Consider the following 24,642-nt stretch of genomic DNA (forward strand, 5'->3'; position numbering starts at 1 on the left):
CCAACCCTCCGTCAGCCTCGAACCCAGCACGCCCCCCACCCCCGTGACGGTGACCCCCACCCTCTCCTCCCGCGCCTACACCCCACCCCCACCCACCCCGAAGCACAAGTCCGAGCCAGAACCGGACAAGTCCCGGAAGCGGCAACCGAAGGCCCCCGCCACGCCGACGCCGGCCGCCACACCCGAGCCCACCCCCACTCCCACCGCCGACCCCACCCCGCCCACCGCCGCGCTCGCGGTCTCCAAGCTCGCCGCCCGCGAACCGGGGCGCCACATCTGCTACCGCGCCTTCGTCGAGGGCACCGGCTGGCAGCGCCCGGTGTGCGACGGCGCCACGGCCGGTGTGGTGAAGGGCGAGAAGAAGATCAGGTCGCTCAACTTCGCGGTGTCCGGCACGAAGGGCACCTCGGCCAACGCCTACCGGCACGAGAAGGGCTGGTGGCAGACCCCGTGGCCCGGCGTGGTCGACGGCGTCGACCTCTACGTCCACACCACCAAGAAGGACGCCCCGTATCTTCTGGGCTTCGCCGTCAACGTCGGTGAGGGCGTCGTCTGTGCCAACGCGAACGTCCAGACGCAGGGCTGGCACGGCCTGAAGTGCGACGAACCGGGCGGCTACGTCTTCGGCGGCACCCTGGACGAGGACCTCTGGCTCCGCGCTGTCCGATTCACGGTGTGAGGTGAACGACGCGGTGCCCCCCGCGCCACCGCAGTCGCTAGGGTCCCGACCGTGGAGGCCTACGACCCCCCGGCCGCGCACGCCCTGCGTTTCGCACTGCTCGGACCGCTGCGGGCCTGGCACGGGAACACCGAACTGGCGCTCGGGTCACCCCAGCAACGCGCCGTCCTGACCCTGCTGTTACTGCGCCGGGGGCAGGCCGTCAGCCTCGCCGACCTGGTCGACGGCGTCTGGGACGCGGACCCGCCGACCGGCGCGGTGCCGGTGCTGCGCACCTACGTCTCACGCCTGCGCGGACTGCTGGAGCCCGACCGGGAACCGGGCAGCCCACCCCGGACCGTGGTCTCCCTCGGCGACGGGTACGCGCTGCGCGGGACCGGCACGGTCACCAGCGACCTGGACGACTTCCAGGACCACGTACGCCGGGCCGAACGGCACCGCGCCGCGGGCGACCACGGCGCCGCCGCCCCACTGCTGCGCACCGCGCTCGACCTGTGGCGCGGCACCGCGCTGGCCGGGGTGCCGGGGCCGTACGCGCAGGCCGAACGCACCCGGCTGGCGGCGCTGCGCCTCGACGCCCAGCAGTCCTGGCTGCGCGCCGAACTCGCACTCGGCCACCACGCCGCGGTCGTCCCGGACCTGCTGGCCCTGCGCGACGCGCACCCGCTGCGCGAGGACGTCTGCGAGCTGCTGATGCTCGCCCTGTACCGGGGCGGGCGGCAGGCCGAGGCCCTGGAGGTCTACGCGACCGCCCGCCGTACCCTCGTCGACGAACTCGGCATCGAGCCGGGCCCGTCCCTGCGGGCCCTGCACGCCCGCGTGCTGGCCGGAGAGTCCCCGGACACCGGCGCGCAGACCCGCACGGCCGCCGCCCGCGCGCACCCACCGCGCCCGGCGCGGACCACCCGCCCGTCCCAACTCCCCTCCGACCTGCCCACCTTCACCGGACGCCGCGGCGAACTCGACCAGATAGCCCGCCTGCTGCCCACCGAAGGGCAGCCGGACGCCGCCGTGATCGCCCTGGTCGACGGGATGGCGGGGGCGGGCAAGACCACCCTGGCCGTGCACTGGGCCCACCGGGTCGCCGACCGCTTCCCCGACGGCAGCCTCTTCGTCAACCTGCGCGGACACGACCGGGACGGCTCGGTCCTCGACCCCTCCGACGCGCTCACCGCGTTCCTCGTGGCGCTCGGCACCGCCGCGCACGCCGTCCCCGACGGTCTCGACGCGCAGGCCGCCCTCTACCGGAGCGTCCTCGCCGACCGCCGGGTCCTGATCGTGCTCGACAACGCCCGCGACACCGAGCAGGTGCGGCCGCTGCTGCCCGGCACCCCGGGCTGTCTGACCGTCGTCACCAGCCGCAACCGGCTCAGCGGACTGGTCGCCGGACAGGGCGCCCACCCGCTCACCCTCGGCCCGCCGACGGCGGCGGAGGCCCGCGAGATGCTGGCCCGCAGACTGGGCGCCGCCCGCGTCGAGGCCGAACCGGCCGCCGCCGACGACATCGTCGCCCTGTGCGCCCGGCTGCCGCTGACCCTGGCCGTCGTCGCCGCCCGCGCCGCGCACCACCCCGAGTTCCGGCTCACCGACATCGCCGCCGAGCTGAAGGAGAGCCACGGCAGCCTGGACGCGTTCACCGGCGGGGAGGTCGGCACCGACGTCCGCGCCGTCTTCTCCTGGTCGTACCAGGCGCTGCCGCCCGCGACGGCGGACCTGTTCCGCCGCCTGTCCCTGCACCCAGGCCCCGACATCGGCACCGCCGCGGCGAGCGCGCTGGCCGGGGTCCCCAGGGGCCGGGCCCGCGCCCTCCTCACCGAGCTGACCGGCGCCAGCCTGCTCACCGAACGGGACCCCGGCCGGTTCGTCTTCCACGACCTGCTCCGCGCCTACGCCGCCGAGGCCGCCGAAGCCGAGGACACCGACGGCGAGCGCGGGCAGGCCCTGCTGCGGATGTACGACCACTACCTCCACACCGCCCACCACGCGGCCTCCGCCCTCGACCCGTTCCGCCAGATGCTCCCGCCCCCGCCCGCCACAACGGACAGCGCGCCCCGCCGGTTCACCGACCGCGCGGACGCGACGGCCTGGCTGCGCGCGGAACGGTACGTCCTGCGGGCGGTCGTCGGACACGCCGCCGCCCACGGCCACGACGACCACGCCTGGCGCACCGCCTACGCCCTGGACGTCTACTTCAACCGCCTCGGCTTCTGGCAGGACCTCATGGAGATCAACGGCGTCGCCCTGGACGCCGCCCGGTCCGCGGGCCACCTCACCGGACAGGCGTACGCCCTGTGCGGCCTCGGCTTCGCCCACGCCCAGCTCGGCCACGCCGACCGGGCACTGGCGTACCAGGAGGACGCGCTGGCCCTGTTCGAGGAGACCGGCGACACCCCCGGCCAGGCCCACGCCCACCGCGCCCTGGCCTACCGGGCCAACAAGACGGGGGCGTACGACGTCGCGCTCGCCCACTTCGCCCGCGTCGGCGAGCTGTACCGGGCCGGGCACGACGTCAGCGGGGAGGCCGGGGTCCTCAACCAGGTCGCCTGGACGTACATCCTCATGGGCGAGCACGAGAGGGCCCTGGAGCGGTGCGAGCGGGGCATCGCCCTGTACCACGGGATCGGAGAGGCGTACGGCGAGGCGTCCACCCGGGACACCCTCGGCTACGCCCTGCACCACCTGGGCCGGGACCGGGAGGCCATCGGGTGCTTCGAGGCGTCGGCGGCGCTGTTCCGGGAGATCGGGGACCACTACCTCGAAGCCGACGTGCTGCGGCACCTCGGCGCCTCCTGCCGCGCCGTCGGCGACCTCGACGCGGCCCGTACGGCCTGGCGCCGGGCGCTCACGCTGCTGGCGGAGGCCGGGCACCCGGAGGCCGACGACATGCGGGCGAGCCTGCGCGAGCTGGGCGCCGGTGGATGAACCGTCCGCCCCGGGGGCCCGTTGTCGTCGGTGTCAGCTCCGTCGACCAGGAAACGAGGGGCACCGTGGCCGATGCCAACCCCCGTCCCGAGGAGCGTGGCGGCGACCGGCCGTCGCTGGTCCAGCGGGTCCGGGCGAGACGACGCGCCCGGCGGATGCTGCGCCGGGAACACGCACCGGAGCGCGGGCCCGGCCAGGCCCTGCTGGACGTGCTGCGCCAGCTCTGGCGTCGGCTGCGGGGCCGCGGACGCGGGGGAGACGGCTCGCCCGCGTCCGCGGCCCCGGCGGCCGGGAACGCGTACGGGAACAGGTCCGGCGCCGCGCCCCGGGAGTCCCGTAGGGAGCGGCGGAACAACGAGGAGTTCGCCGACCTCGGCACCCGGATGCTGGCGCTCGGCGGCGTCGAACGCGAGCTGTTCGAGGACGCGGTGCTGCGGGAGCTGATGAGGCACAAGAAGAAGGACACGGCCCTGTGGAAGGAGTTCCAGGCGGGCCGGATGCCGGTGGCGGCGATGTACGCCAACAACGCCTACGGCAGGGAACTGCTCAGGGCGAAGGCGAACGAGTCCGGAGACCGCGGGCGGCTACGGAAGGACGCCGCCGACCGCCCCGACCCCGCGGAGCCGTCCCGGCGCGACGCCGCGCCCACGCTGCTCCCCCTCGACCCGGGACCCGCGTTCCACCAGGGCGGAGAGGTCGACAAGGCCCTGGACGCGGCCCGGACCAGGGCCGCGACGGACTTCGAACGGGGCCCGCAACCGGTCAGCCGCTCGAACAGCACGGCCTCCGGAACCCCCACCAGACCGTCGACGCCCGCCGTCGGCGACCCGGCCCTGGTGAGCCCGCTCTCCACCTTCGCCACGCCCGTCTCCCCGGTCTCCGACCGCGCGGGGCTCGCCTCCCCGCTGGGGAACTCCGCCGCCCCGCCGTCACCGAGCCACTCCCGGCCGAGCACGGCCACGACCCGGCGACCGGCCCCGGCCCGGCAGCGGAAGGGCAAGTAGCCGCGCGCCCGGCGGAGACGTCAGCGCAGCTCCTCCGGGCACGGCGTCCCCCGCGGCAGCTGGTACGGCGCGCCCAGGTGGTACACGCCCGCCCGCGGCGCGAGCAGGACCGTCCACTTGTCGCCGTGCACGTCCTCCTCGGCCTCCATCAGACATCCGTGGGGGTTCTCGAACACCTTCGGCTCGCCCTCGGCCCGCTCCTTGGAGGCGTCCGTCTCCCGGGGCGGCTCCACACCCTTGCCGTCCGCGTCGACCAGCCCCAGCCACGGCGAGTACGGCACCCGGATGAGCACCCGCCCCGGCTCCTGCACCTCCACCGTCATCCCGCCCTGCTCGGCACGGTCGACGGTGGCGGGCGGGTCGGCGAGCGGCGCCGGGTCGGTCACGGCGAACAGCTGCCAGTTCGCGTCGCCCCAGACCTGCTGGAGGTACGGCAGCCCGCGCTGCACCAGGTCCCGCTCCCGGTGCCCGCCGTCACCGTCCGGCTCGTCCTTCGGCAGCACGACGAAGTGCACCGCCCAGCGCTTGAGCCACTCGTGGTAGTTCGCCGAGTTGAGGGTGTCGTCGTAGAAGAGGGGGTTGCGCTCCATGTCGGCCTGCCGGTTCCAGCCGCGGGCCAGGTTCACGTACGGCGCCAGCGCGGACGCCTCCCGGTGCGAGCGGGCCGGGACCACCTCCACGCGGCCCTTCTCCGCGCCGACCTCCTGCAACTCGTTGACCAGCGGCGCCAGCTCCCGCGCCCAGGACGCCGTCGGAGTGGTGTGCACCACGTCGTCGACGGACTTGAAGCCGATCCAGACGGTGCACACGGCCAGCGACAGCACGACGGCGTACCACTTGAGGGTCCGCTCCACCGCGAACGGCAGCGCCGCCGCCAGCGCCACCCCGGCGAACAGCATCGGCAGCCGGGTGATGTTCGACCCGATCTGCGAGCTGATCAGCCACACCAGCAGCACCGAGAGCCCGTACACGGCGGACGTGATCCGCACCGTCCTCCACTCGCGCGGCACACAGAAGTAGACGGCCACCGAGGACAGCAGCGGCAGGATCGTCGAGGGGAACGGCATCGGCTGGGTGCCGGAGAACGGGAACATCCACGCCGACACCGCCACCACCGCGCTCGGCGCCAGCCCCAGCGCCCACGCGCCCGGCCGCCGCTTCTGGAGGAACAGCGCCACCGCCACCAGCCCCACGAACAGCCCGGCGACCGGCGACGCCATGGTCGCGAGCGCCGCCAGCGGGGCCGCGCACAGCGCCTTCGCCCAGCGTTTGTAGCGCCAGCGGTACGGCCAGCAGAACACCACGGCGACCGCGCCCAGCGCGAACATCATCCCCAGGCCGAACGTCACCCGCCCCGACGCCGCGTTGCACAGCAGCGCGAACACCCCGGCGAGCGCCGCCCACAGCGGGTTCCGCACCACCCGGCTGCGCAGCAGTACCAACGTGAGCAGCCCCGCCGACACCGTCCCGGCGATCATCATCGTCGTACGGACGCCGAGCACCGACATCAGGTACGGCGACACCACGCTGTACGACACCGGGTGCATACCGCCGTACCAGGCGAGGTTGTACGCCGAGTCGGGGTGCCGTCCGACGAACTCGGCCCAGGCGTCCTGCGCCGCGAGGTCGCCCCCGCTGTTCGCGAAGGTGAAGAACCACACGATGTGCAGGGTGCCCGACAGCGCGGTGAGGGAGAGGACCGGATGCCGGGAGAGTCTGGCGCCCAGCTCGTTCAGGACAGTGCGGCGGGCGGGCCCGGCGGGCGCGCCTATTCGCGGGCCGTTCTCCGGGCCCGGACCGGCGTCGCCGGCGGGTGTCGGCTCCGTAGTGACCACCTGAGGCACTCCCCGTGTCCCGTCTTCTCTTCTTCGCTGTTCTCGGCGCTGGTTCTCGGCGACGTGTCCCGTTTCGGACGCTAGCAGACGCCCCGCCGGTGGGCGCCCGGATGAGGCACCCGCCAGCGGGGCGGGGGAACGACGGGTCAGGCGACGCGGGTCAGCCTGGCCGTGAAGCCCGGTTCCGCGAGGTCGTCCCGCAGGGCGACCGGCACCTCGACCGCGCCCCCGCTGCCGTCGCCGACGGTGAGCGTGCCCAGCTTCGTGCCCGCCTTCGCGGAGTGCGGCACGTCGTCGGAGTCGAACGACAGGTCCACCTCCAGGCCGGCCCAGCCGACCGCCCGCACGTCCTCGGTGACGACGACCGGGGTCCGCCCGCCGAGTCCGTCGTCGACGTACCCGACGACGTCGCCCTTCTTCAGGATCTGCGCGGAGGCCAGCCGCTCCCGCGCGGCGAGCACGGCGGTCTTGCTGACGGCGTTGACGGTGTCGATGATCGGCGCGGTGTGCTGGCCGAGGATGGCGCCGACGACGGTGACGGTCTCCCCGTCGACGTCCTTGGTGGCGGCGAAGAGCAGGTTGCCCCCGGCCGTCGTGGTGGTGCCGGTCTTGATGCCGATGGCGCCGTCGTACGGGACGAGGGTGTTCCAGTTGCGCCAGTCCTGCCCGGAGGGGTCCTTCCAGCTGGGCAGCTTGGTGATCTCCACCAGCGCCGGGATGCGCACCAGCTCGTTGCCGAGCTTCACCTGGTCCACGGCGGTGGAGACCGTGGTCCCCTCCAGCCCCGAGGGGTCGGTGTACGTGGTGTTCGTCATGCCGAGTTCCTTGGCGGCGTCGTTCATCTTCTTGACGAACGCCTCCTGGGAACCGGCGTCCCACCGGGCCACCAGCCGGGCGATGTTGTTCGCCGAGGGGATCATGATCGCCGAGAGGGCCTGCCGCTCGGTGAGCCTGTCGCCCTCCTTGACGGTGTTGAGCGTGGACTCGCCGCCGGTCTGGTCGTAGCCGCCCTCCTTCTCGGCGAGCGCGTCGACCTCGATCTCCGGCCCCTCCTCACCCGCCTTCAGCGGGTGCTCCTTGAGGATGACGTACGCCGTCATCGCCTTGGCCACCGACCCGATCGCGACCGGCTTCTGCTCGCCGAAGTTCTCCATCGTGCCGATCCCGGCGACGTCCATCGCGCCCTGGCCCTCCTTCGGCCACGGGAGCCCCTCGAAGTCGCCCTCGAAGGAGTACGAGTCGTCGGCCGTGAGGGTGAGCGTCGGCGTCGGCAGCGGGCGCAGGGCCTGCACGATCGCGAACACCACGGCCAGCAGCAGCACCAGCGGCGTCCAGATCTTCACCCGTCGCGCGAACGTCCGCAGCGGGGTCGCCGGGGGCGGCGGCGTGTTCGTCAGTTCCGCCAGCAGGTCCAGAGGCGGCTTCGGCGGCAGCGGCTGCTGCGCCGTGCGCTCCGGACCGATCTGCGGGACGACGGCGGTGCCCTCGGCGGTGGACGTCGGCCTGGGCTCGTCCAGCGGCTTCAGCGCGACGAACTTGCTCGCCCGTCCGCCCTCGGCCGACGGCTCCCCACCCAGCTTCAGCGTCGTCGTCGGCTGATCGACCTCCGGCCCCTTCGGCCGCACGGCCTGGAAGACGGCGGTGGGCTGGTCCACGGGGGACGGGTCGTCAGGGGCGGACTCGTCGGGGGTGGCATCGGAGGCGGCGTCGTCGTCGGGCGCGTCGGCTGCCTGGGGGCGCCCGTCCTCCGGCTCGGAGGCGGGGGCGGCGTCCTCGGGGGTGTCGTCGGCGTCGCCCTCGGCGTCGGCCTCCGGGCTGGAGCCCGGTGCCTCGTCGGCGTCGGCCGCAGCGCCGCCGCGTTCGCCGTCACCTTCGTCGCTGTCATCGTTGTCGTCGCTGTCGGGAACGCTGACGGCTTCCGCGTCGGATCCGGCCCCGGCTGCCGCCGCTTGGGCCGCGTCCTCGGCCCCGGGCTCCTCCGCCCCCTCGGCCTCAGCCTCTGCCCTGTCCTCAGGTACGTCCTCGGCCCCGGCGTCGGAAGGCTCACCGCCCGCGGACTCCGCACCGCCCGCGGACTCCGCACCGCCCGCGGACTCCGCACCTCCCTCGGACCCCGCACCGCCCTCGGAGGCATCCGCCCCCTCCGCCGGTCCCGCCGACGTCACCCACGCCGCGACAGCCGCCCGCAGCCGGTCCTCGCGGGTCGGGTCGGGCGGGGCGGAGCCCTCGGGGTCGCCCGCGTTGCTGTCGGCGTCGACGGACCTCGGCGTGTCCTTCACCGAGAGCACCTGGGTGGCCGTATCCGCGCGCCCCCCGGAAGGCTCCTCCCGGGTGACGGCGAGACGGGGATCGGGGGACTCGTCCCGCGCCCCGGGAACCGGACCCGCGCTCCCCGACGTCGGTTCTTCCGACGACTCGCGCTGCTTCGACCTGTCGGGGGACTCGCCCGCCACCGATGCCTCCTCCATGCGCCGCACGTTCTCCGTGCGCCTACCCGAAAACCGTGGAACCGCCGCCCGGACCACCACTCACAGACCTGTCCGAACCGTGTACCAGTGTCCTGTGTGCGGGCCTGCCCCAAGCGGTAGACGAGAACGACATACCTACTGGTTCCACTACAAACAGGTCACGCACCCTCGACAGACAGATGTGAGAGGGGTCACCCTGTCATTCATCCACGCGGGGAGGCATGGATGGGCAGGAGCCGCAGAACACTTCCGGAGGAGCTTCTGCTGCTGGCGTTGGACCCGGCCACGGGTACCACTGCACAGCCGCAGTCGCTCGACCTCGGTCTGGCCGGAGCACAGCTAGTGGAGCTGGCGCTGGCCGGACGGATAGCCCCTGACGGGGATCGTATCGCCGTGGTCGTACCACGGCCGACAGGAGATCCGACTTTGGACTGCGCGTTGGAGTTGCTGCGAAGGCGCGGCGCACCGGTGCGTGCGGTCCACTGGATCGGCGGACCCCGGCTGGGGCTCCGTCAGACGTACCTCTCGCACCTGGAGCGCTGCGGCATGGTGCATGCCGTGGAGGGCCAGATGTGCGGGGTGCTGCCGACCACTCGCTACCAGGCGACGGACAACGCCATCAGCCGGGAGATCAGGGCCCGGCTGGACTCCGCGATACGGACCGGTGTACCGCCGGACCCGCGGACGGCGGCGCTCGCCGCACTGGCGCACGCGGTCGGACTGGGCAAGCACCTGTATCCGGGGAACGAGGGACGCTCGTCCCGCTCCCGGCTGCGGGACCTGATCAGGCACGACCCGATGGGCGGCCTCGTGGCGCACGCCGTGATGGACGTCCAGAACGGCGTGGCGGCCCAGCCGCGCCGCAACCCGGCACCAGGACCGGGCCGCCAGCCCGGACCCGGCGCCAGGCCGGCTCCGGAACCCGCCCGTGGCGTTCCGGCGCAGCCGCGCCGCGGGATGGCGCGCGCCGTGGCGCACTGAGCCGCGGTCCACGGCACGCACCGCCGCACCCAACAGACCCGGTTCGGGAGCCGCAGCGGTCCGCGCGGGGCGGTGGGACAGGACGTGTGTGACACGTCAGGTCCCGCCGCCCCGCGCGGTCGCGTCTTCTAACTGGCGTGTACCCGCCGCATATCGATGGTTCTCCAGCGGTAAGAAGCACCTTGGTGGCAGTCTGCTCAACAGCAGATACGCAAAGTGGCAAACTGAGGCCCGCAGCCGGAGGTGCACGTCCCGTGGCGTCCAATGTCAATCCCACAGTCAGGCGTCGCCGGCTGGGCCAGGAGCTGCGCAGGCTGCGCGAACTCAAGGGCATGACGGCCGAGGAGGTCGCCGAGCGCCTGCTGGTGTCCCAGTCGAAGATCAGCCGTCTGGAGAACGGCCGCCGCAGCATCAGCCAGCGCGACGTGCGCGACCTGTGCGGGGTCTACGAGGTGGAGGACCGCCGGATCGTCGACTCGCTCATGCAGATGGCGAAGGATTCCCGCCAGCAGGGCTGGTGGCACTCGTTCGGCGACATCCCGTACAGCGTCTACATCGGCCTGGAGACGGACGCGGCGAGCCTGCGCGTGTACGACCCGCAGGTGGTGCCCGGTCTGCTCCAGACCCGTACCTACGCCGAGGCGCTGATCACTGGCGCGCTGGCGGAGGCGACCCCGGCCGACATCGAGAAACGGGTGCAGGTCCGGATGCGTCGGCAGGAACGGGTCTCCGCCGCGGAGAACCCGTTGCGGCTGTGGGCGGTGGTCGACGAGGCGGCGGTGCGCCGGGAGGTCGGCAACAGGCAGGTGATGATCGAGCAGCTGGAGTACCTGCTGGAGGCGTCGCAGCTGCCGCATGTGACGGTGCAGCTGATGCCGTTCTCGATGGGCGCGCACCCCGGGGTGAGCGGGCAGTACGCGATCCTGGAGTTCCCGGACGCGGCCGATTCGAGCGTGGTCTACATCGAGGGCGTGACCAGCGACCTTTATCTGGAAAAGGCGCAGGACGTCCAGAAATACGCCGTGATGTACGAGCATCTCCGGGCGCAGGCCCTCAATGTCGAGCAGACCCGGGAATTCATCTCGAACGTGGCGAAAGAGTACGCGCGCTGAGTGAAGCGCCGCACGGTACACGATCACCTGGTGGAGATGGAAGACCCGCCTGGAATATGCCATCCAGTCGAGTGAATAGTCGCTCCGGACCCCGGTGTTGGCGAGTAGCGTCGATCACGCCAATCACGCACGAAGGTTGGCGCGATCCAAGCCCTTGGTGCGCGCACCGGGCACGCACTCGGCAAGTCAGCAACCGCTAACAGCAACCGGCAAACTGGAGCGAACATGGCAATCAAGCAGGGCGCGACGGACGCGTGGGTCAAGTCCTCGTACTCCCAGGGCAACGGCGCCTGTGTCGAGGTCAAGTCCCCGGTCCGGCAGGCGATGGCCGTACGGGACTCCAAGGTCCCCGCGGGCCCCGCCCTCGGCTTCCCGGCCGACGCGTGGAACACCTTCGTGGCCTCGGTCAAGTAGCTCGGGCCGTAGGTCAAGGCGTAAACGAGCGAAGTCACCACCACGCACCACCGAAGAGCCCTCTCGACCAGTCCGCCGTCCTAGCCGAGGGGGCTCCGTGCGTGTCCGGCGTGTGCGGGGCCGTCAGCCCAGCGCGCGCTCCACGGCCGCCACGACCTCCGCCGACTCCGGCTCGGTCTGCGGCGCGAACCGGGCGGCGACCTGGCCGTCCCGCCCGATGAGGAACTTCTCGAAGTTCCAGCGCACGTCCCCGCTGTGGCCCCCGGCGTCGGCGAAGCCGGTCAGCCGGTCGTAGAGCGGATGCCTTCCCGCGCCGTTCACCTCGACCTTCTCGGTCATCGGGAACGTCACGCCGTACGTCGCCGAGCAGAACTCGGCGATCTCCTCGGCGCTTCCGGGCTCCTGCCCCATGAACTGGTTGCACGGCACGCCGAGGACGGTGAGGCCCCGCCCGGCGTACCGCTCGTGCAGCCGCTCCAGGCCCTCGTACTGCGGGGTCAGCCCGCACTTGGAGGCCACGTTCACGATGAGCACGGCCTGCCCGGCGTACTGCCCCAGGTCCGCCGAACCGCCCTGCAAGGCGCCTATCTCGGTGTCGAGTACGGATGCTGCGTTGCCGTCGGTGTTCGTCGTCATGGGCGGATGCTAACCGTGCCGCCCGACGCGCCGGTGAGCGGCTCGGGGGTGACCGGACCCGGGTGCCGTCTCAGGCGACGGCGGTGAAGAGTCCCGTGCGGTCCCCGAGCGCGCTGAGGGTGGTCTTGCCGGGGATGCCGTCGGCGTCGGCATCGGCCTCGGCGCCGGTGCAGCCGAGCTGGCGCTGCCCCTTGGCGTGGGCGGCGACGGCGGGGGTGCCGAAGGAGCCGCCGCCCGCGCAGGCCCGGTCCAGGCGGCGGAGTGGGACGAGGGCCGCCTCGGTGAGGTTGGTGCCCGCCTGGCAGGTGACGTGGCCCTGCCGGGCGCCGGGGGTCGGTCTTCGCGGCGCCGATGAGCCGGGACAGGTCGACAGGGTGGTGGGCGGCCCGGCGGCCCGGCGATCCCGTGAGCCCGCGTCCTCATCCGCTACCCGACGGGTCCCCGGGGCGCCTCCTCCGCCAGCCAGCGGGCCACCGCCGCCGAGATCGGCAGCCCGCTCTCCAGCTCCACGAACCCGAACTGGCCCCCCTGGTTGCACTCCAGGAACCACCACACCCCGTCCAGGTCCTCGGCGAAGTCGAAGGCGGCGTAGGCGAGGTGGGCGCGGGTGACGTACTCCCGTACCGACGCGCCGACGCGCTCCGGCACGGCGACCGGTTCCCAGAGGTGCCCGGTGTCGCCGTAGCGGCCGTCGATCTGGTCGGGTTCGGCGGTCTTGCGGGCGGCGAAGAGGCCGCTGCCGACGCAGGTCAGCCGGATGTCGGCGCGCTTGGGTATGTACCGCTGGAGCAGCGCCGGACCGGCCGCGACGGCGGTGAAGTCGGCGTCGGGGCCGATGAGGGTGGTCGGCAGCACCAGCGCGGGCCCGGGTCCACCGCGCGGCGGGCCCGAGGCGGCCTTCACCACCACCCTGCGGTGCTCCTCGGCGAACTCGCGGGCCAGCCGCGGGGTGGTGGTGAACACGGTCGGCGGCACGGCGAAGCCGCTGTGGTGGGCGACGCGCAACTGCCACGGCTTCAGCCGCGCCTGTTCGGCGCTGCGCGGATGGTTCATCCAGCGGGCCGGGGAGGAGTGCAGCATCCCGAAGAGCGCCTGCCGGGTCTCGGCGGTCAGCCAGGGGGACGCGTGCGCCGCGTGCGCGGCGGGTTCGCCGGGGCGGCGCATCCACACGGAGCGCAGGGCGTCCAGGCACACCGTGCGGCCGTGGACCGACAGGTGCCCGTGGACGTCGCCGTCGCGGTACTCGACGGAGAGCGCGGCCCTGCCCGGCAGGTCGGCCGGGTCGAGGCGCAGCACGGGGGTGCCCACCGTGTGCAGCTGGGCCACCACCATGTCGGCGGTCACGTCCTCGTCGGACGTGAGGATCAGTACGGTCATGGTCCGGGTGACGGGGTCTCAGTCGTCGAAGTGGCTCTGGGACCCGGCGGTGGACACCGTCGTCCCGGCCGCCAGCAGCAGCGCGGTGTCGCTGACCGCGGGACGGCCGTCGGGCAGGACGTTCAGCTGCCGGGCCGCGTCGAACCGGTACGGCGTGGCGCTCCCGGTCAGGGCCGTGTCCGTCGCCGCGCCGGGAGAGGCGTACTGGAGGGTGAACGGCCGCACTCGGGACCTCCAAGGGGTCTGCGGGTTCCGCGGGGTCTGCTGACTCCGCGTCGGGGGAGACATCACTTCTGCATCAACTGCACCAAGGGTGCTCATGATTCCCACACCCCACACATCGCAGGGCCCGTCGAAAGTGTCACCGGAAGGGTTGACGTGTTCCTGGCACGGTGGCTTCATGGGAGCGCTCCCATGAGCTGCTCGGATCGAATCACCGAACGCACGGCTGTCCCCGCCCCCTCCCTCACTGGAGCCGCTGTGAGAACCCGAAGGAGCACGACCCCAGGCACGCCCCACCACCTTCACCGCCCCGACCGCCCCCACCACCCCCGCCTCCGCCCGCTCCCGGCGACGCTGCTGACGGCGCTCACCGCGCTGCTCGCCCTGTTCGTCGGGGCCCTCGCCCCCACCGCCCAGGCCGCCGAACCTCCCCGGACCCAGGCGGCGACCGGCCTGCACATCTCCAACGGCCGCCTGCTCGAAGGCAACGGCAACGACTTCGTGATGCGCGGCGTCAACCACGCCCACACCTGGTACCCGGGCGAGACCCAGTCCCTCGCCGACGTGAAGGCGCTCGGCGCCAACACCGTCCGCGTCGTCCTCAGCGACGGCTACCGCTGGAGCCGCAACAGCGCCGCCGACGTGGCCGCCGTCGTCGCCGACTGCAAGGCCAACCGGCTGATCTGCGTCCTGGAGGTCCACGACACCACCGGCTACGGCGAGGACAGCGCCGCCGGGACCCTGGACCACGCCGCCGACTACTGGATCAGCCTCAAGGACGTCCTCGCCGGTGAGGAGGACTACGTCATCGTCAACATCGGCAACGAGCCCTGGGGCAACACCGCCCCGGAGGGCTGGACCGACCCGACCGTCGCCGCCGTGCAGAAGCTGCGCGCCGCCGGTCTCCAGCACACGATCATGGTCGACGCGCCCAACTGGGGCCAGGACTGGCAGGGCGTCATGCGCGCCAACGCCCAGACCGTCTACGACGCCGACCCGACCGGCAACCTGATCTTCTCCATCCACATGTACAGCGTGTACGACACCGCGCAGGAGATCACCGACTACCTGAACGCCTTCGTCGCCGCCCGGCTGCCCCTCCTCATCGGCGAGTTCGGCGGACCGGCCGACCAGTGGGGCGACCCCGACGAGGACACCATGATGGCCACCGCCGAGCAGCTCGACCTCGGCTACCTCGCCTGGTCCTGGAGCGGCAACACCGACCCGGTCCTGGACCTCGCCATCGACTTCGACCCGAGCCGCCTGAGCAGCTGGGGCGAGCGCATCTTCCACGGCGCCAACGGCATCGCGCAGACGTCGCAGGAGGCCACGGTGTACGGCACCGGCAACCCCGGTGACACCCAGGCCCCCACCGCCCCCGGCACCCCGGCGGCCTCCGCGGTGACGGCCACCTCGGCCACCCTGACCTGGCCCGCGGCCACCGACAACGTTGCCGTGACCGGTTACGACGTGGTCCGCGTCGGCTCCGGCTCGGAGACCCCCCTGGCCTCCGCCACCTCGACCTCGGTCACCCTCACCGGCCTGACCCCGGCCACCTCCTACACCCTGGCCGTCTACGCCCGGGACGCCGCGGGCAACCGCTCGCCCCGCTCCGCCACGGTGACCGTCACCACCGACCGGGACACCACCCCCGGGGCGTCGTGCGCCGTCGCCTACCGGGTGGTGGGTGAGTGGCCGGGCGGCTTCCAGGCCGACCTGGTCGTCCGCAACACCGGCACGGCCGCGCTCAGCGGCTGGACCCTCACCTTCGCCTTCCCGAACGCCCAGACCATCACCAACATGTGGGGCGGCACCCCGGCCCAGACCGGCCAGTCGGTGACGGTCACGCCCGCGTCCTACGCGGCGACGATCCCGGCGGGCGGATCGGTCCAGCTGGGCTTCACCGGCACCAGGACCACGGCGAACGGCACCCCGACGACGTTCGCGGTGAACGGCACCACCTGCGCCGCGGGCTGACGGCCGTGAGGGCCGTCTCCCCGTCCCCGCCTGGAGATGCGGTGCCCGGCACCGCTCCCTAAGGTCGGGTGCAGAACGTGCCGAACCGGGACAGGGAGACGGCCCCATGAGCAACCTCTTCGTCATCGCCTACGACGATCTCGCCACCGCGGACCAGGTCCGCGACAAGCTGTTCGAGCTGAGCAGGGAGCACCTCGTCGAGTTGGAGGACGCGGTGGTCGTCGAACGGCGCGACGACGGCAGGATCAAGTTGCACCAGGCCGTCAACCACACCGCCGTCGGCACCGCGGGCGGCGCCGTGTGGGGCGGGCTGATCGGGATGCTGTTCCTCGCCCCGCTGCTCGGCGCGGCCGTCGGCGCGGCGGCCGGGGCGGCGGGCGGCGCGATGACCGACACCGGCATCAACGACCAGTTCATGAAGGACCTCAGCCAGCACCTCCGCCCCGGCGCGGCGGCGCTGTTCGTGCTGGTCAAGCAGGCCGCCGCCGACAAGGTCGTACCGCAGCTCGCGCCGTACGGCGGGCAGCTCGTGCAGACCTCGCTCAGCCAGGAGGACGAGGACCACCTGCGGGAGAGCCTGCGCGCGGCGAAGGCGCCGCGGGCACCGCGGGCGTGACGGGCTGCCGCCGCCCGTGAGGAGTCATGCACGGGTGGCGACCCCGGACCTGTCCTCGCCGTCGGGAGCCGGAGTACGCGACCAGGATCGCCCACCGGAGCGATCCGGTGCCGGACGCGGTGGGGGAGGAGGCGACCCGGCACTTCGACGAGGAGCAGATGGCGTCGCCCGGCGACGCGGCACCGCCGTGGGCACGGCGAAGGGCCGGTTCGGGAGGGGCAGACCTCCGAACCGGCCCGGTCGACGGATTCGGGTGCGCGACCGCGGGCGGGGCCGACGACGTGGCCGCCTCGCGGAAGGTGCGGGTGCGGGTACGGGTCCGCGTCAGGTGGTCAGCCCGACCCGGGTCCGGAACTCTCCAGCGCCTCGCTCGCGGCACGACGGTACTCGGCGTTGATGCGCTGGGCTTCCTCAAGCTGGTCCTCAAGGATGATGATGCGGCACGCCGCCTCGATCGGGGTTCCCCGGTCGACGAGCTCGCGGGCGCGAGCGGCGATCCGCAGCTGGTAGCGGGAGTACCGGCGGTGTCCACCCTCCGAACGCAGCGGAGTGATGAGACGGGCCTCGCCGATGGCGCGGAGGAAGCCAGGGGTGGTCCCGAGCATCTCGGCGGCCCGGCCCATGGTGTACGCGGGGTAGTCGTCGTCTTCCAGACGATCGCTGAGTGGGGTATCTGCTGCCATGTCACCTCGTTGTGCAACGCGTCGAGGGGCCCTGATGCCGTACGGCACCAAGGCCCCGAAGGAAATGAAACACCATCTGTCGGCCCTCATGCTCTGCCGACCTTCTGTTTCCGCTAACCGGCCCTGTACGAGCGGGGGTGCGGGGATCGCGGCTGCGTGACCGGGGACCACCATCCATTCCGGGGTCTTGCGGTACCCGTACCGGGAGAGCTTCCCCGGTCGGGCGATCCTGATGGCGTCTGCTCCTCCGTTCTTGCTCGTGTCCTTCTTGCGACCGACTTGCGTACTTCTACCCGCCAGTTCGTGTCTGCCGGGTCTCACTAGACCGTTCTGACAAGAGAAACGTTAGCCGTGCCAGAAGCCAATGTCTACTCTGGCAAGAGGAGATTTTGGCGTCCGTGAATCTCAGTTCCCCGACACGACGACGAGGGCCCTGCCGACGCGCGTCGGCAGGGCCCTCGTCTGTTCTTGGACGGCGGTTTCCCGCCCGTGGTCACGCCTCCGGAGTGGGGACACTCACCGGCAGGGCGTCGGGATGGTCGTGGCAGGTGAACCCGAGGCGGGTCATGGCCCGGACGACCTCGCCGCTGCTGAAGTCGCGGCGGTCCTGGCGGGTGATGGTCTGGCCCACCTGCTTGACCGGATACCGGCGGCGCCCGATGGTCACGGACTCACCCACGACGACCTCGGGAGTGACGCCCTTCATCGAGGCCAGCACCCCGCTCTTGGTCAGCTCGAACGGGAACCGGGCGATGACACAGCGCATGACGCCTCACAGGGGAGAGGGGGACGGGGAGGGGGAGGAAGCGGGAGAACCCGAACGGGAACGAGCCGAAGGAGCGAGCACGTCCCGTAGGCGGACCCGGTCCGTGTAGATGGGGCTGCCGCGGAGCACGGTGAGCCGGGCCAGGGTGACCAGGCCGGTGCTCTGGTCGTCCCCGTCGCACAGGACGAGATGGTCGACACGGGCCCCCGCCATGAGGGACAGCGCCACCTCCACCGTCATGTCGTCACGGATCCGGGGTCCGGACGTGTCCTGCCTGCCGTCGTCCGCCACGGGCCACGGCGGGCGATCCGCTGCCGGGTGCCGTGCCTGGGTGGTCGTCATGACTGCCTCCTGCCGGGAAAGGGACGGGCTGGTGGTCGCCACGGTCCTAGGCGGCCGAGCCGACGCCGGACCCCCGCCGCGCCCCGCGGCGCGCCGCCTCACCGGTGGCCTGGACCCGGCCGCTGTAGCTCCTGCGGCCCCGACGGTTCCGGGACGACGAGGACCCGCCGCGGGGACGTTCCACCTCCGGCCCGGTGGTGATGACGACCGGCACACCGGACGGGGCCTGGGCGCCCGTGATGCGGCTCAGCTCCGCCTCGCCCGAGCGCACCCGCGCGATCTGCGGGGTGATGCCCGCCGTGCTCATCAGACGGCTCATGCCGCGCCGCTGGTCGGGGGTCACCAGGGTGACGACGCTGCCGGACTCGCCCGCACGGGCCGTACGGCCGCCGCGGTGCAGGTAGTCCTTGTGATCGGTCGGCGGGTCCACGTTGACGACCAGGTCGAGGTTGTCGACGTGGATCCCGCGCGCCGCGACGTTGGTCGCCACCAGGACCGTCACATGCCCGCTCTTGAAGTGGGCCAGGGTGCGGGTGCGCTGCGGCTGGGACTTCCCGCCGTGCAGGGCCGCGGCGCGGACACCGCTGCTCAGCAGGTGCTTGGTCAGCCGGTCCACCGCGTGCTTGGTGTCGAGGAACATGATCACCCGACCGTCCCGCGCCGCGATCTCGGTGGTCGTCTGGTGCTTGTCCGCGTCGTACACGTGGAGGACGTGGTGCTCCATCGTGGTGACCGCGCCCGCCGACGGGTCGACGGAGTGGACGACCGGGTCCGTCAGGTAGCGCCGGACCAGCAGGTCGACGTTGCGGTCCAGGGTGGCGGAGAAGAGCATCCGCTGCCCGTCGGGCCGTACCTGGTCGAGCAGGGCGGTGACCTGCGGCATGAACCCCATGTCGGCCATCTGGTCGGCCTCGTCGAGGACCGTGGTGCCGACGTCGGCCAGACGGCAGTCGCCCCGGTCGATGAGGTCCTTGAGCCGCCCCGGCGTGGCCACGACCACCTCGGCCCCGGCGCGCAGCGCGCTGGCCTGCCTGCCGAGGGACACCCCGCCGACGACGGTGGTCAGCCGCAGGCTGACGGAGCGGGCGTACGGGGTGAGCGCGTCGGTGACCTGCTGGGCCAGCTCGCGGGTGGGCACGAGGACGAGCGCGAGCGGCTGCCGCGGTTCGGCCCGCCGCCCCGCGGTACGGGCCAGTACGGCGAGACCGAAGGCGAGCGTCTTGCCCGAGCCGGTGCGACCACGGCCGAGTACGTCACGACCGGCCAGCGAGTTCGGCAGGGTCGCCGCCTGGATCGGGAACGGTACGGTCACGCCCTCGTGGCCGAGCGTGGCCAGCAGCCGCGCGGGCATGGCGAGTTCGGCGAACGACTCGACGGCGGGCAGCGCGGGCGTGACCGTCTTCGGCGGCGCGAACTCGCCCTGGCCGGCGCGTCCTCCGAAACGGTCATTCGGGCGGGACGGGCGGGAGGTGCGGTACGTGCGGGCACGCTGCATGGGGAAACCTTCCTTGAGGGGGCACGCGACAAGGAATTCCCGCAGCAGATGAGCGGCGCAGAGAATTTCGAGACGAGCCAAAGGGGTGGCGTGTCAATCGGGGTGGTGTGTCAACGGGGGGCGGGGCGAGCCGACGGGAAATACCTCACCGGTCGGCTCGCGGAGTGCGGACTCCGGCCACGCCCCCTGAAAAGCAGGTAGCTGGGGCCCGCACCCCAGAGGTGCGGGCCCCAGCTATGCAGTACGCGTCAGCGCAGGTGTCAGGCGGGAACGATGTTCTCGGCCGTCGGGCCCTTCTGGCCCTGCGCGACGTCGAAGGACACCTTCTGGCCTTCCTGCAGCTCGCGGAAGCCCTGGGCGGCGATGTTCGAGTAGTGCGCGAAGACGTCGGCGCCGCCGCCGTCCTGCTCGATGAAGCCGAAGCCCTTTTCCGCGTTGAACCACTTCACGGTGCCGGTAGCCATGTCATTTCTCCTTCGGAGGCGGGATCGGGAATTCGCCCTGTGCGAACTCCGTGTCGCCGTGATGATTACCCCGTAGGAAATGAACCTTCTGGCAACCACACCTGCAACTGAGATCGACAGTAGCACGGTGCGATCGTTCCTGCGCGCTCGCAAATTCGCTGCTGGTCGAACATTCGGGGAATACTCGCCACGCCCCGCACCCTATTTCTGATGCCGCGGACACAGATATTGCTCGTCCGGGGCGCGGCGTTTCCTGTCGTGCACTCCCGCCCCGCGCCCATGACCTCCCCTGACGGACGCCGCACCGCCGACCGCAGCCGTCAGCGCGCGACACGGCACCGAACGCACCGGGATACGGCTGCCGCGACAAAGGTCACACCCCACACGATGCCCGCTGCGCCTCCCCCACCAGGCGTTCCGGCAGCCCCAGCTGCCGGAACCGGGCGGCCTGGAACGTGACGGGCTCGGTGATCACCCCGCCGCTGACGCGCAGGACGTCGACCGTCAGGGGCAGGTACGCGCCGTCCCCCTGCAGCCGGAGGTAGTAGGCGACGGCGGGCTGCCGGTTCACGGAGGTGGGGACGCCGCGCAGGCTCTTCATGCCCTCGAACTCCCCCCTCGACCCAGTCCTTCACCACCGCGTCGCGGCCGACGGGCAGGTCCGGCGTGGGCGGCATCGAGCACCGGACGTCGTCCCACCACATCGAGGCCAGCGCCGGGATGTCGGTGGCCACGCTGGCGTCGGTGTAGCGGCGCACCCAGTTCGCGTGTCCCCGGGTCCGGCTCGCCGCCGGTCCAGTCCTGCCGCTCGGCGGGCAGGTGCTCGCGCATCTCGGTGCGGGCCCGCTGCAACGCGCTGTTCACGGAGTTGACGGAGTTCCCGAGGATCTCCGCGACGTCCTTCGCCGGCCGATCGAGCACGTCCCGCAGGATGGGCACGGCCCGTGGGTGCGGCGCGAGGTGCTGGACCGCGACCGCGTACGCCAAGCACACTCCCGGTATCCAACTCAACACAAGGGGTACGTAGGGTCGCGTCTCGCGAAACCATGAGCACCGCTCGACTTTCGCGTGCGCGTACGCATCACCTCGGCGGAGCGGACTCGCAGGTTTCGAGGAGAGCCCTCTGCCCATGGCTCTATCCTGCGACCATGTCGGAGCAAACGGCCGTGCTGCGGACCACCGAAGCCCTGTTCACCGCACCGCGGTTGCTGTCCGAGGCGGCGGTCGCGCTGCCGCGGGCCGCGGGCCTGTACGCCTGGTGGGCGCCGCCGAGCGTACTCCCGCCGTTTCCCGGGCCAGCCAACTCGGCAACCCCTGGGTACCGACTGCTGTATCTCGGCAAGGCCACCCGGCTGCGGAGCCGGATCACTTCGAACCATCTGAGGCTCTCTGGCAGTTCCACGCTGCGCCGCACGCTGGCCGGGCTGCTCATGCCCTCGGAGGGCTACCGGACGGTGTGGACCGACCGGGTCGTCCTCGTCCCGGAGGACGAGGAGCGGCTCACCGCGTGGATGCACGAGCACCTCGCGCTTACGTGGGTCGAGCACCCCGATCCGCTCTCGTTGGAGGGGGAGTTGATCTCTCGGTTGGGACCGCCGCTCAACGTCGACGGGGTGGGAGAGGGTGGCGCGCTTGCCGCAGTGAGGGAGGCGCGGGCTCGGTACTACAAGAGTGCTGGTCCTCGGCCAGTCGAGTAGCGGGCCCCCAGTCCACCGCCAGCGCCTGGGCGAGCAGAAGAACGGCATCGACCTCGACCTCGACAAGGCCCGGCAGGCGCACGAGCATTCGCTGGACATCGGCTTCAACGTGAGCGCAACGTCCGTCGTGCTGCACTGATGAGGTGATGCGCGTCGGCGCCGTACACCGCGGACTCCCGGAGCGTCTTCCAGGTGCGCAGGTAGGTGTCCACGCCGGCTTCGTCGTCGATCCACAACTCGGCGTGCCAGTTCTCGCCGACGGCGCTGTTGCGGCGCGCGTTGTCGAGCAGATAGAGCTGGCCGGCCGTCGGTGGGTTGTCGACGATGCGGACACGTTCGAACCGCTTGCCGAGCCCGGTCTGCTCGCGACGCTCGGCACACCACTCAGCGTCGATGCCCGCCCAGTTGACGGGCTCTCCACGGGTGAACGGCGCGTATGGGTCCGTGTGTTCGTCGGACGCGTACCGTCGGCGGCTCTCCAGGCGCCAAGCCGTGTGCTCGAACTGAGTGAAGAGCCGGTCGAAATCATCCAGCCCGATGATGTGCGGCACGCGAGTGACCTCCGCGGGCGCGAAGTCGACCAGCAGTTCCCGTGGCACCACGATCGGCACCTCCCCCTCGTTCAGGTGCTTGAGCTGGGCGACGTCGTCAGCCTCGGTGAGGGCCGGGCCGTGCACGATGACGTCGCCCGTGTCGAGGTCTTCGTGAAGGGACGGACACCCGTTGACGCCGCTGCCCGTGCCGTTGAAACGCAGTCGTCGGGCCATGATCACGTCCCTCTGCTGGGGGACTGATCTCCCAAGCCTCCCCGAGGTCGGCGTCTTCCGGTGGGGGTGCCGTTCACTCGTATCAGCAACCTTGCGCAACCTCGCCGGGTAGTCAAACAACTTCGCGCAACTTCCATGGCGGCCATCAACACCACCAGCTCATCCTCGACACACCGGTGTGGTGGGCCCTCTGCGAGGTGTACAACGAGGGCCGCTACAAGCACCACGCCCCGTTCATCGAGCGTCGGCGCGACGGCCTGTGCCTGCGCACGGCGGACTTCCTGAAGTCCATCGGCTTCGACGTCGACGAGGAGCTGTGGGCGATCGACGGCACGGACTGCTCGCCGTGTGACAACAAGGTCCCCGACAGCCACTGAACGGCCCCTACCCTGGCCCCTGTCCTCGGCCCCTGGGAGGACAGGGGCCGACCCTTGCGAAGAGGAATCGCCTTGCCCGCACAACACGACATCGCCGCCGAGACGGAGCTGTGGGACACCTACGCCGCTTCCGCCTTCAAGGACGATGCGGAGCCGAGCTTCTGCTGGACCCAGTACGCCGGTCACGGACCCGGGCCAGAGCTACTGGGTAACCCGCGTTCCGCCCTGGAGATCGGCTGCGGCACCGGCCGCGCCCTCGCCTACCTCGCTGAACGCGGCATCACCGCTCGGGGCGTCGACCTGTCTCCCGTCATGGTCAGGAAGACCACCACGAAGTGGGCCGGCACCGGCGCGGAGTTCGTGTGCTCCGAGGTCCTGGAGTATCTGAGCGAGCACGAGGAGCTGTACGACGCGATCTACTCGATCTTCGGAGCCGTCTGGTTCACCGACCCGGGCCGTCTCCTCCCCCTCGTCCGACAGAGGCTCAAGCCCGGTGGCGTCATCTTCTTCTCCCAGCCCCCGGCCATCCCCGGCGCGTACGGGCCGCAGGGCATGTACAAGGGAGGCTTCGCCGGAAAGGCGATGTTCACCTACCGCTACAGCTAGCGCCCGGCGGTATGGGAGCGCCTGCTCTCTCGGGCTGGGTTCCGCGCAGCCGACGCCCGGACACTCGATGCCCCGCATCCCGGGCACATCGGAACGCTCCTCGTACGAGCAGTCGCACCGTGACTGACTCCGCCGGTGACGCACGCCTCGCTGGGGTCGTATTCCCACCTGCACGTCACTCGGAGACCGCCTGCGTTGCCATGTCCTCGACGGCACGCAGCTCGCCCGTGGCGGATCGGGATGCGGCGTCGTCCCTGCTGGTCGTGGCGTGGAGGGCGACGACCGGATACGGACCTGAGGTCAAGGAGCAGCGGCGGATGCGGGTCGATGGCGCCCAGGGACGAACCCTCGGGGCGCCACCGGCCTCAAGGTGGAATACCTCTATGCCGTCACTCCCTGTCGGCCGCCATGATGCCGACGCATTCTTCGAGCGCGGCGTGCAACGGCGTGACGAAGGCGGCGAGCTCGGCGTCCGACGCCTTCCCCACCTCCAGCACCGCGCCGACGACCGTCACCAGGACGGCGGCGGCCTTCAGCGCGTGCGCGTCGGCCAGCTCCTCAAGAAGGCCGCCGGGGCGCGTGACCGCCAGGGCCTCCTTGCCGGTGGCCGGGTCGAGGCCGAGACTGCGCAGACGCGACGTGCTCGTGCTCATACGGCGACCTCCCACGGAACCGGAACGCAGTCCTGCCCCAGCGTCGCCAGGACCGCCGCCCGGCGCCGCGCGCGCTGAAGGCGGCGCCGGTCCCGCTCGTCCCGAAGGACGCCCCGGCCGGTCACCCAGCCGGGGCGTACACGTCAGATGTCGTCCTCCTGGTACCCCCGGCAGGATTCGAACCTGCGACACCCGCTTTAGGAGTTTTCCCTGGACGGGGCTGTGACCTGCGGAAACGTCTGCATGTAGCTGTCTGTCCTAGGGAAACCGCCCTCGACAGTTCTCACGTCTTTGTGGCGCTTCCCCTTCTCATGTGTGCCAAATCTGTTCTGGGTTGGCCGGAGGTAGCGACCTTCTGGGGTGGGTCGAGGTGGCAGGGCTTGATCAAGTTCCGTGAGTGTCCGGGTTGTTGGTGATGCCCAGGATGGCGAGTGATCGTTCGGGCTCGTGGCGGATGGCGCGGGTGGTTTTGGCGATGTTGTCGGCTCCGAGGATCTTCAGGGTGCCGATGGCGAGGTTGCGGATGGTGGCCATGGCGCGGGGTGCGGT

Annotated in this window: 22 protein-coding genes and 3 pseudogenes; 11 read left to right on the forward strand and 14 right to left on the reverse strand. The window is 71.8% G+C overall.

Features of this window, described 5'->3' with window-relative positions; genetic code table 11:
- The 3 genes and pseudogenes from ABZ659_RS33725 to ABZ659_RS33735 form a co-directional block, all read left to right on the forward strand.
- A pseudogene (locus ABZ659_RS33725) lies at positions 1 to 679 on the forward strand (hydrolase); the annotation flags it as partial.
- A gap of 51 nt (positions 680 to 730) precedes the next feature.
- Complete coding sequence (locus ABZ659_RS33730; protein ID WP_360228059.1) at positions 731 to 3,601, forward strand: BTAD domain-containing putative transcriptional regulator; 2,871 nt, start codon at positions 731 to 733, stop codon at positions 3,599 to 3,601.
- 65 nt (positions 3,602 to 3,666) lie between these two features.
- Entirely contained in the window at positions 3,667 to 4,605 is a 939-nt protein-coding gene (locus ABZ659_RS33735; RefSeq protein WP_360228062.1) for a hypothetical protein, read from the forward strand.
- 20 nt (positions 4,606 to 4,625) lie between these two features.
- Here the strand turns inward: ABZ659_RS33735 and ABZ659_RS33740 are convergent, their stop codons facing one another.
- A complete protein-coding gene (locus ABZ659_RS33740) occupies positions 4,626 to 6,440 on the reverse strand; it encodes an MFS transporter (protein WP_360228065.1) in 1,815 nt (604 codons plus the stop codon).
- Positions 6,441 to 6,586: 146 nt separating this feature from the next.
- A complete protein-coding gene (locus tag ABZ659_RS33745) occupies positions 6,587 to 8,908 on the reverse strand; it encodes a D-alanyl-D-alanine carboxypeptidase (RefSeq protein ID WP_360228068.1) in 2,322 nt (773 codons plus the stop codon).
- 225 nt (positions 8,909 to 9,133) lie between these two features.
- Between ABZ659_RS33745 and ABZ659_RS33750 the strand changes: the two genes are divergently transcribed.
- The 3 genes from ABZ659_RS33750 to ABZ659_RS33760 all read left to right on the forward strand — a co-directional run bounded on the left by ABZ659_RS33750 (position 9,134) and on the right by ABZ659_RS33760 (position 11,415).
- Complete coding sequence (locus ABZ659_RS33750) at positions 9,134 to 9,889, forward strand: GPP34 family phosphoprotein (RefSeq protein ID WP_360228071.1); 756 nt, start codon at positions 9,134 to 9,136, stop codon at positions 9,887 to 9,889.
- 254 nt (positions 9,890 to 10,143) lie between these two features.
- On the forward strand, positions 10,144 to 11,001 hold the full coding sequence (locus ABZ659_RS33755; RefSeq protein WP_360228074.1) for a helix-turn-helix transcriptional regulator: 858 nt from the start codon (positions 10,144 to 10,146) through the stop codon (positions 10,999 to 11,001).
- A 225-nt stretch (positions 11,002 to 11,226) separates the two neighbouring features.
- Positions 11,227 to 11,415, forward strand: a complete 189-nt coding sequence (locus tag ABZ659_RS33760) for a DUF397 domain-containing protein (RefSeq protein ID WP_360228077.1) — start codon at positions 11,227 to 11,229, stop codon at positions 11,413 to 11,415.
- A 123-nt stretch (positions 11,416 to 11,538) separates the two neighbouring features.
- On the opposite strand, the gene ABZ659_RS33765 is transcribed toward ABZ659_RS33760, so the two are convergent.
- From ABZ659_RS33765 to tgmA, 3 genes are all read right to left on the reverse strand, one after another.
- The gene (locus ABZ659_RS33765; RefSeq protein ID WP_360228080.1) at positions 11,539 to 12,051 is read right to left on the reverse strand and encodes a glutathione peroxidase; all 513 of its coding nucleotides are present in this window, start codon (positions 12,049 to 12,051) and stop codon (positions 11,539 to 11,541) included.
- A 426-nt stretch (positions 12,052 to 12,477) separates the two neighbouring features.
- Positions 12,478 to 13,428 (reverse strand): ATP-grasp ribosomal peptide maturase, encoded by a 951-nt coding sequence (tgmB, locus tag ABZ659_RS33770; protein ID WP_360228083.1) that lies wholly within the window; start codon positions 13,426 to 13,428, stop codon positions 12,478 to 12,480.
- A gap of 18 nt (positions 13,429 to 13,446) precedes the next feature.
- The gene (gene tgmA / locus ABZ659_RS33775; RefSeq protein WP_360228086.1) at positions 13,447 to 13,653 is read right to left on the reverse strand and encodes a putative ATP-grasp-modified RiPP; all 207 of its coding nucleotides are present in this window, start codon (positions 13,651 to 13,653) and stop codon (positions 13,447 to 13,449) included.
- A gap of 351 nt (positions 13,654 to 14,004) precedes the next feature.
- On the opposite strand from tgmA, the gene ABZ659_RS33780 reads away from it, so the two are divergent.
- Entirely contained in the window at positions 14,005 to 15,627 is a 1,623-nt protein-coding gene (locus tag ABZ659_RS33780; protein WP_360228113.1) for a cellulase family glycosylhydrolase, read from the forward strand.
- Between the two features lie 106 nt (positions 15,628 to 15,733).
- Positions 15,734 to 16,243 carry a DUF1269 domain-containing protein gene (locus ABZ659_RS33785; protein ID WP_360228089.1) on the forward strand — a complete coding sequence of 170 codons (510 nt, stop codon included), beginning with the start codon at positions 15,734 to 15,736 and terminating at the stop codon, positions 16,241 to 16,243.
- A 332-nt stretch (positions 16,244 to 16,575) separates the two neighbouring features.
- Here ABZ659_RS33785 and ABZ659_RS33790 read toward each other — a convergent pair whose 3' ends face one another.
- The 7 genes from ABZ659_RS33790 to ABZ659_RS33820 form a co-directional block, all read right to left on the reverse strand.
- On the reverse strand, positions 16,576 to 16,926 hold the full coding sequence (locus ABZ659_RS33790) for a MerR family transcriptional regulator (RefSeq protein WP_360228092.1): 351 nt from the start codon (positions 16,924 to 16,926) through the stop codon (positions 16,576 to 16,578).
- Between the two features lie 493 nt (positions 16,927 to 17,419).
- Positions 17,420 to 17,692 carry an SCO5918 family protein gene (locus ABZ659_RS33795; RefSeq protein WP_360228095.1) on the reverse strand — a complete coding sequence of 91 codons (273 nt, stop codon included), beginning with the start codon at positions 17,690 to 17,692 and terminating at the stop codon, positions 17,420 to 17,422.
- A gap of 6 nt (positions 17,693 to 17,698) precedes the next feature.
- Complete coding sequence (locus ABZ659_RS33800; protein ID WP_360228116.1) at positions 17,699 to 17,932, reverse strand: CBS domain-containing protein; 234 nt, start codon at positions 17,930 to 17,932, stop codon at positions 17,699 to 17,701.
- A gap of 148 nt (positions 17,933 to 18,080) precedes the next feature.
- Positions 18,081 to 19,529, reverse strand: coding sequence for a DEAD/DEAH box helicase (locus ABZ659_RS33805; protein WP_360228098.1), 1,449 nt, complete (start codon positions 19,527 to 19,529; stop codon positions 18,081 to 18,083).
- A gap of 260 nt (positions 19,530 to 19,789) precedes the next feature.
- Positions 19,790 to 19,993, reverse strand: a complete 204-nt coding sequence (locus ABZ659_RS33810) for a cold-shock protein (protein WP_319157284.1) — start codon at positions 19,991 to 19,993, stop codon at positions 19,790 to 19,792.
- 373 nt (positions 19,994 to 20,366) lie between these two features.
- Positions 20,367 to 20,594: a hypothetical protein gene (locus tag ABZ659_RS33815; protein ID WP_360228100.1), complete on the reverse strand. Its 228-nt coding sequence runs from the start codon at positions 20,592 to 20,594 to the stop codon at positions 20,367 to 20,369.
- Positions 20,591 to 21,124, reverse strand: a complete 534-nt coding sequence (locus ABZ659_RS33820) for a sigma factor-like helix-turn-helix DNA-binding protein (protein WP_360228103.1) — start codon at positions 21,122 to 21,124, stop codon at positions 20,591 to 20,593. The genes ABZ659_RS33815 and ABZ659_RS33820 overlap by 4 nt, the downstream gene beginning before the upstream one ends.
- A gap of 17 nt (positions 21,125 to 21,141) precedes the next feature.
- Here ABZ659_RS33820 and ABZ659_RS33825 point away from each other — a divergent pair, with 17 nt between their 5' ends.
- Positions 21,142 to 21,690: a GIY-YIG nuclease family protein gene (locus ABZ659_RS33825; protein ID WP_360228106.1), complete on the forward strand. Its 549-nt coding sequence runs from the start codon at positions 21,142 to 21,144 to the stop codon at positions 21,688 to 21,690.
- A gap of 104 nt (positions 21,691 to 21,794) precedes the next feature.
- Here the strand turns inward: ABZ659_RS33825 and ABZ659_RS33830 are convergent, their stop codons facing one another.
- Complete coding sequence (locus ABZ659_RS33830) at positions 21,795 to 22,457, reverse strand: DUF6879 family protein (RefSeq protein WP_360228109.1); 663 nt, start codon at positions 22,455 to 22,457, stop codon at positions 21,795 to 21,797.
- A gap of 152 nt (positions 22,458 to 22,609) precedes the next feature.
- On the opposite strand from ABZ659_RS33830, the pseudogene ABZ659_RS33835 reads away from it, so the two are divergent.
- Together ABZ659_RS33835 and ABZ659_RS33840 are read left to right on the forward strand one after the other, a co-directional pair.
- Positions 22,610 to 22,834: pseudogene (locus tag ABZ659_RS33835) on the forward strand (hypothetical protein); the annotation flags it as partial.
- Between the two features lie 72 nt (positions 22,835 to 22,906).
- Positions 22,907 to 23,563 (forward strand): annotated as a pseudogene (locus tag ABZ659_RS33840) (methyltransferase domain-containing protein).
- A 266-nt stretch (positions 23,564 to 23,829) separates the two neighbouring features.
- Here the strand turns inward: ABZ659_RS33840 and ABZ659_RS33845 are convergent.
- A complete protein-coding gene (locus tag ABZ659_RS33845; protein WP_360228111.1) occupies positions 23,830 to 24,093 on the reverse strand; it encodes a hypothetical protein in 264 nt (87 codons plus the stop codon).
- Positions 24,094 to 24,642 lie beyond the last annotated feature (549 nt).

The sequence above is a fragment of the Streptomyces sp. NPDC006997 genome (genome assembly GCF_040635175.1).
Lineage (GTDB): Bacteria > Actinomycetota > Actinomycetes > Streptomycetales > Streptomycetaceae > Streptomyces.

Excerpts from the sequence above, each read along its gene's own strand:
- ABZ659_RS33745 (WP_360228068.1), bottom strand. The coding sequence starts at position 8,908 with ATGGAGGAGGCATCGGTGGCGGGCGAGTCCCCCGACAGGTCGAAGCAG.
- ABZ659_RS33750 (WP_360228071.1), top strand. The coding sequence starts at position 9,134 with ATGGGCAGGAGCCGCAGAACACTTCCGGAGGAGCTTCTGCTGCTGGCG.
- ABZ659_RS33760 (WP_360228077.1), top strand. The coding sequence starts at position 11,227 with ATGGCAATCAAGCAGGGCGCGACGGACGCGTGGGTCAAGTCCTCGTAC.
- ABZ659_RS33765 (WP_360228080.1), bottom strand. The coding sequence starts at position 12,051 with ATGACGACGAACACCGACGGCAACGCAGCATCCGTACTCGACACCGAG.
- tgmB (WP_360228083.1), bottom strand. The coding sequence starts at position 13,428 with ATGACCGTACTGATCCTCACGTCCGACGAGGACGTGACCGCCGACATG.
- ABZ659_RS33785 (WP_360228089.1), top strand. The coding sequence starts at position 15,734 with ATGAGCAACCTCTTCGTCATCGCCTACGACGATCTCGCCACCGCGGAC.
- ABZ659_RS33790 (WP_360228092.1), bottom strand. The coding sequence starts at position 16,926 with ATGGCAGCAGATACCCCACTCAGCGATCGTCTGGAAGACGACGACTAC.
- ABZ659_RS33795 (WP_360228095.1), bottom strand. The coding sequence starts at position 17,692 with ATGCGCTGTGTCATCGCCCGGTTCCCGTTCGAGCTGACCAAGAGCGGG.
- ABZ659_RS33800 (WP_360228116.1), bottom strand. The coding sequence starts at position 17,932 with ATGACGGTGGAGGTGGCGCTGTCCCTCATGGCGGGGGCCCGTGTCGAC.
- ABZ659_RS33805 (WP_360228098.1), bottom strand. The coding sequence starts at position 19,529 with ATGCAGCGTGCCCGCACGTACCGCACCTCCCGCCCGTCCCGCCCGAAT.
- ABZ659_RS33810 (WP_319157284.1), bottom strand. The coding sequence starts at position 19,993 with ATGGCTACCGGCACCGTGAAGTGGTTCAACGCGGAAAAGGGCTTCGGC.
- ABZ659_RS33815 (WP_360228100.1), bottom strand. The coding sequence starts at position 20,594 with ATGAAGAGCCTGCGCGGCGTCCCCACCTCCGTGAACCGGCAGCCCGCC.
- ABZ659_RS33820 (WP_360228103.1), bottom strand. The coding sequence starts at position 21,124 with ATGGGCAGAGGGCTCTCCTCGAAACCTGCGAGTCCGCTCCGCCGAGGT.
- ABZ659_RS33825 (WP_360228106.1), top strand. The coding sequence starts at position 21,142 with ATGTCGGAGCAAACGGCCGTGCTGCGGACCACCGAAGCCCTGTTCACC.
- ABZ659_RS33830 (WP_360228109.1), bottom strand. The coding sequence starts at position 22,457 with ATGGCCCGACGACTGCGTTTCAACGGCACGGGCAGCGGCGTCAACGGG.
- ABZ659_RS33845 (WP_360228111.1), bottom strand. The coding sequence starts at position 24,093 with ATGAGCACGAGCACGTCGCGTCTGCGCAGTCTCGGCCTCGACCCGGCC.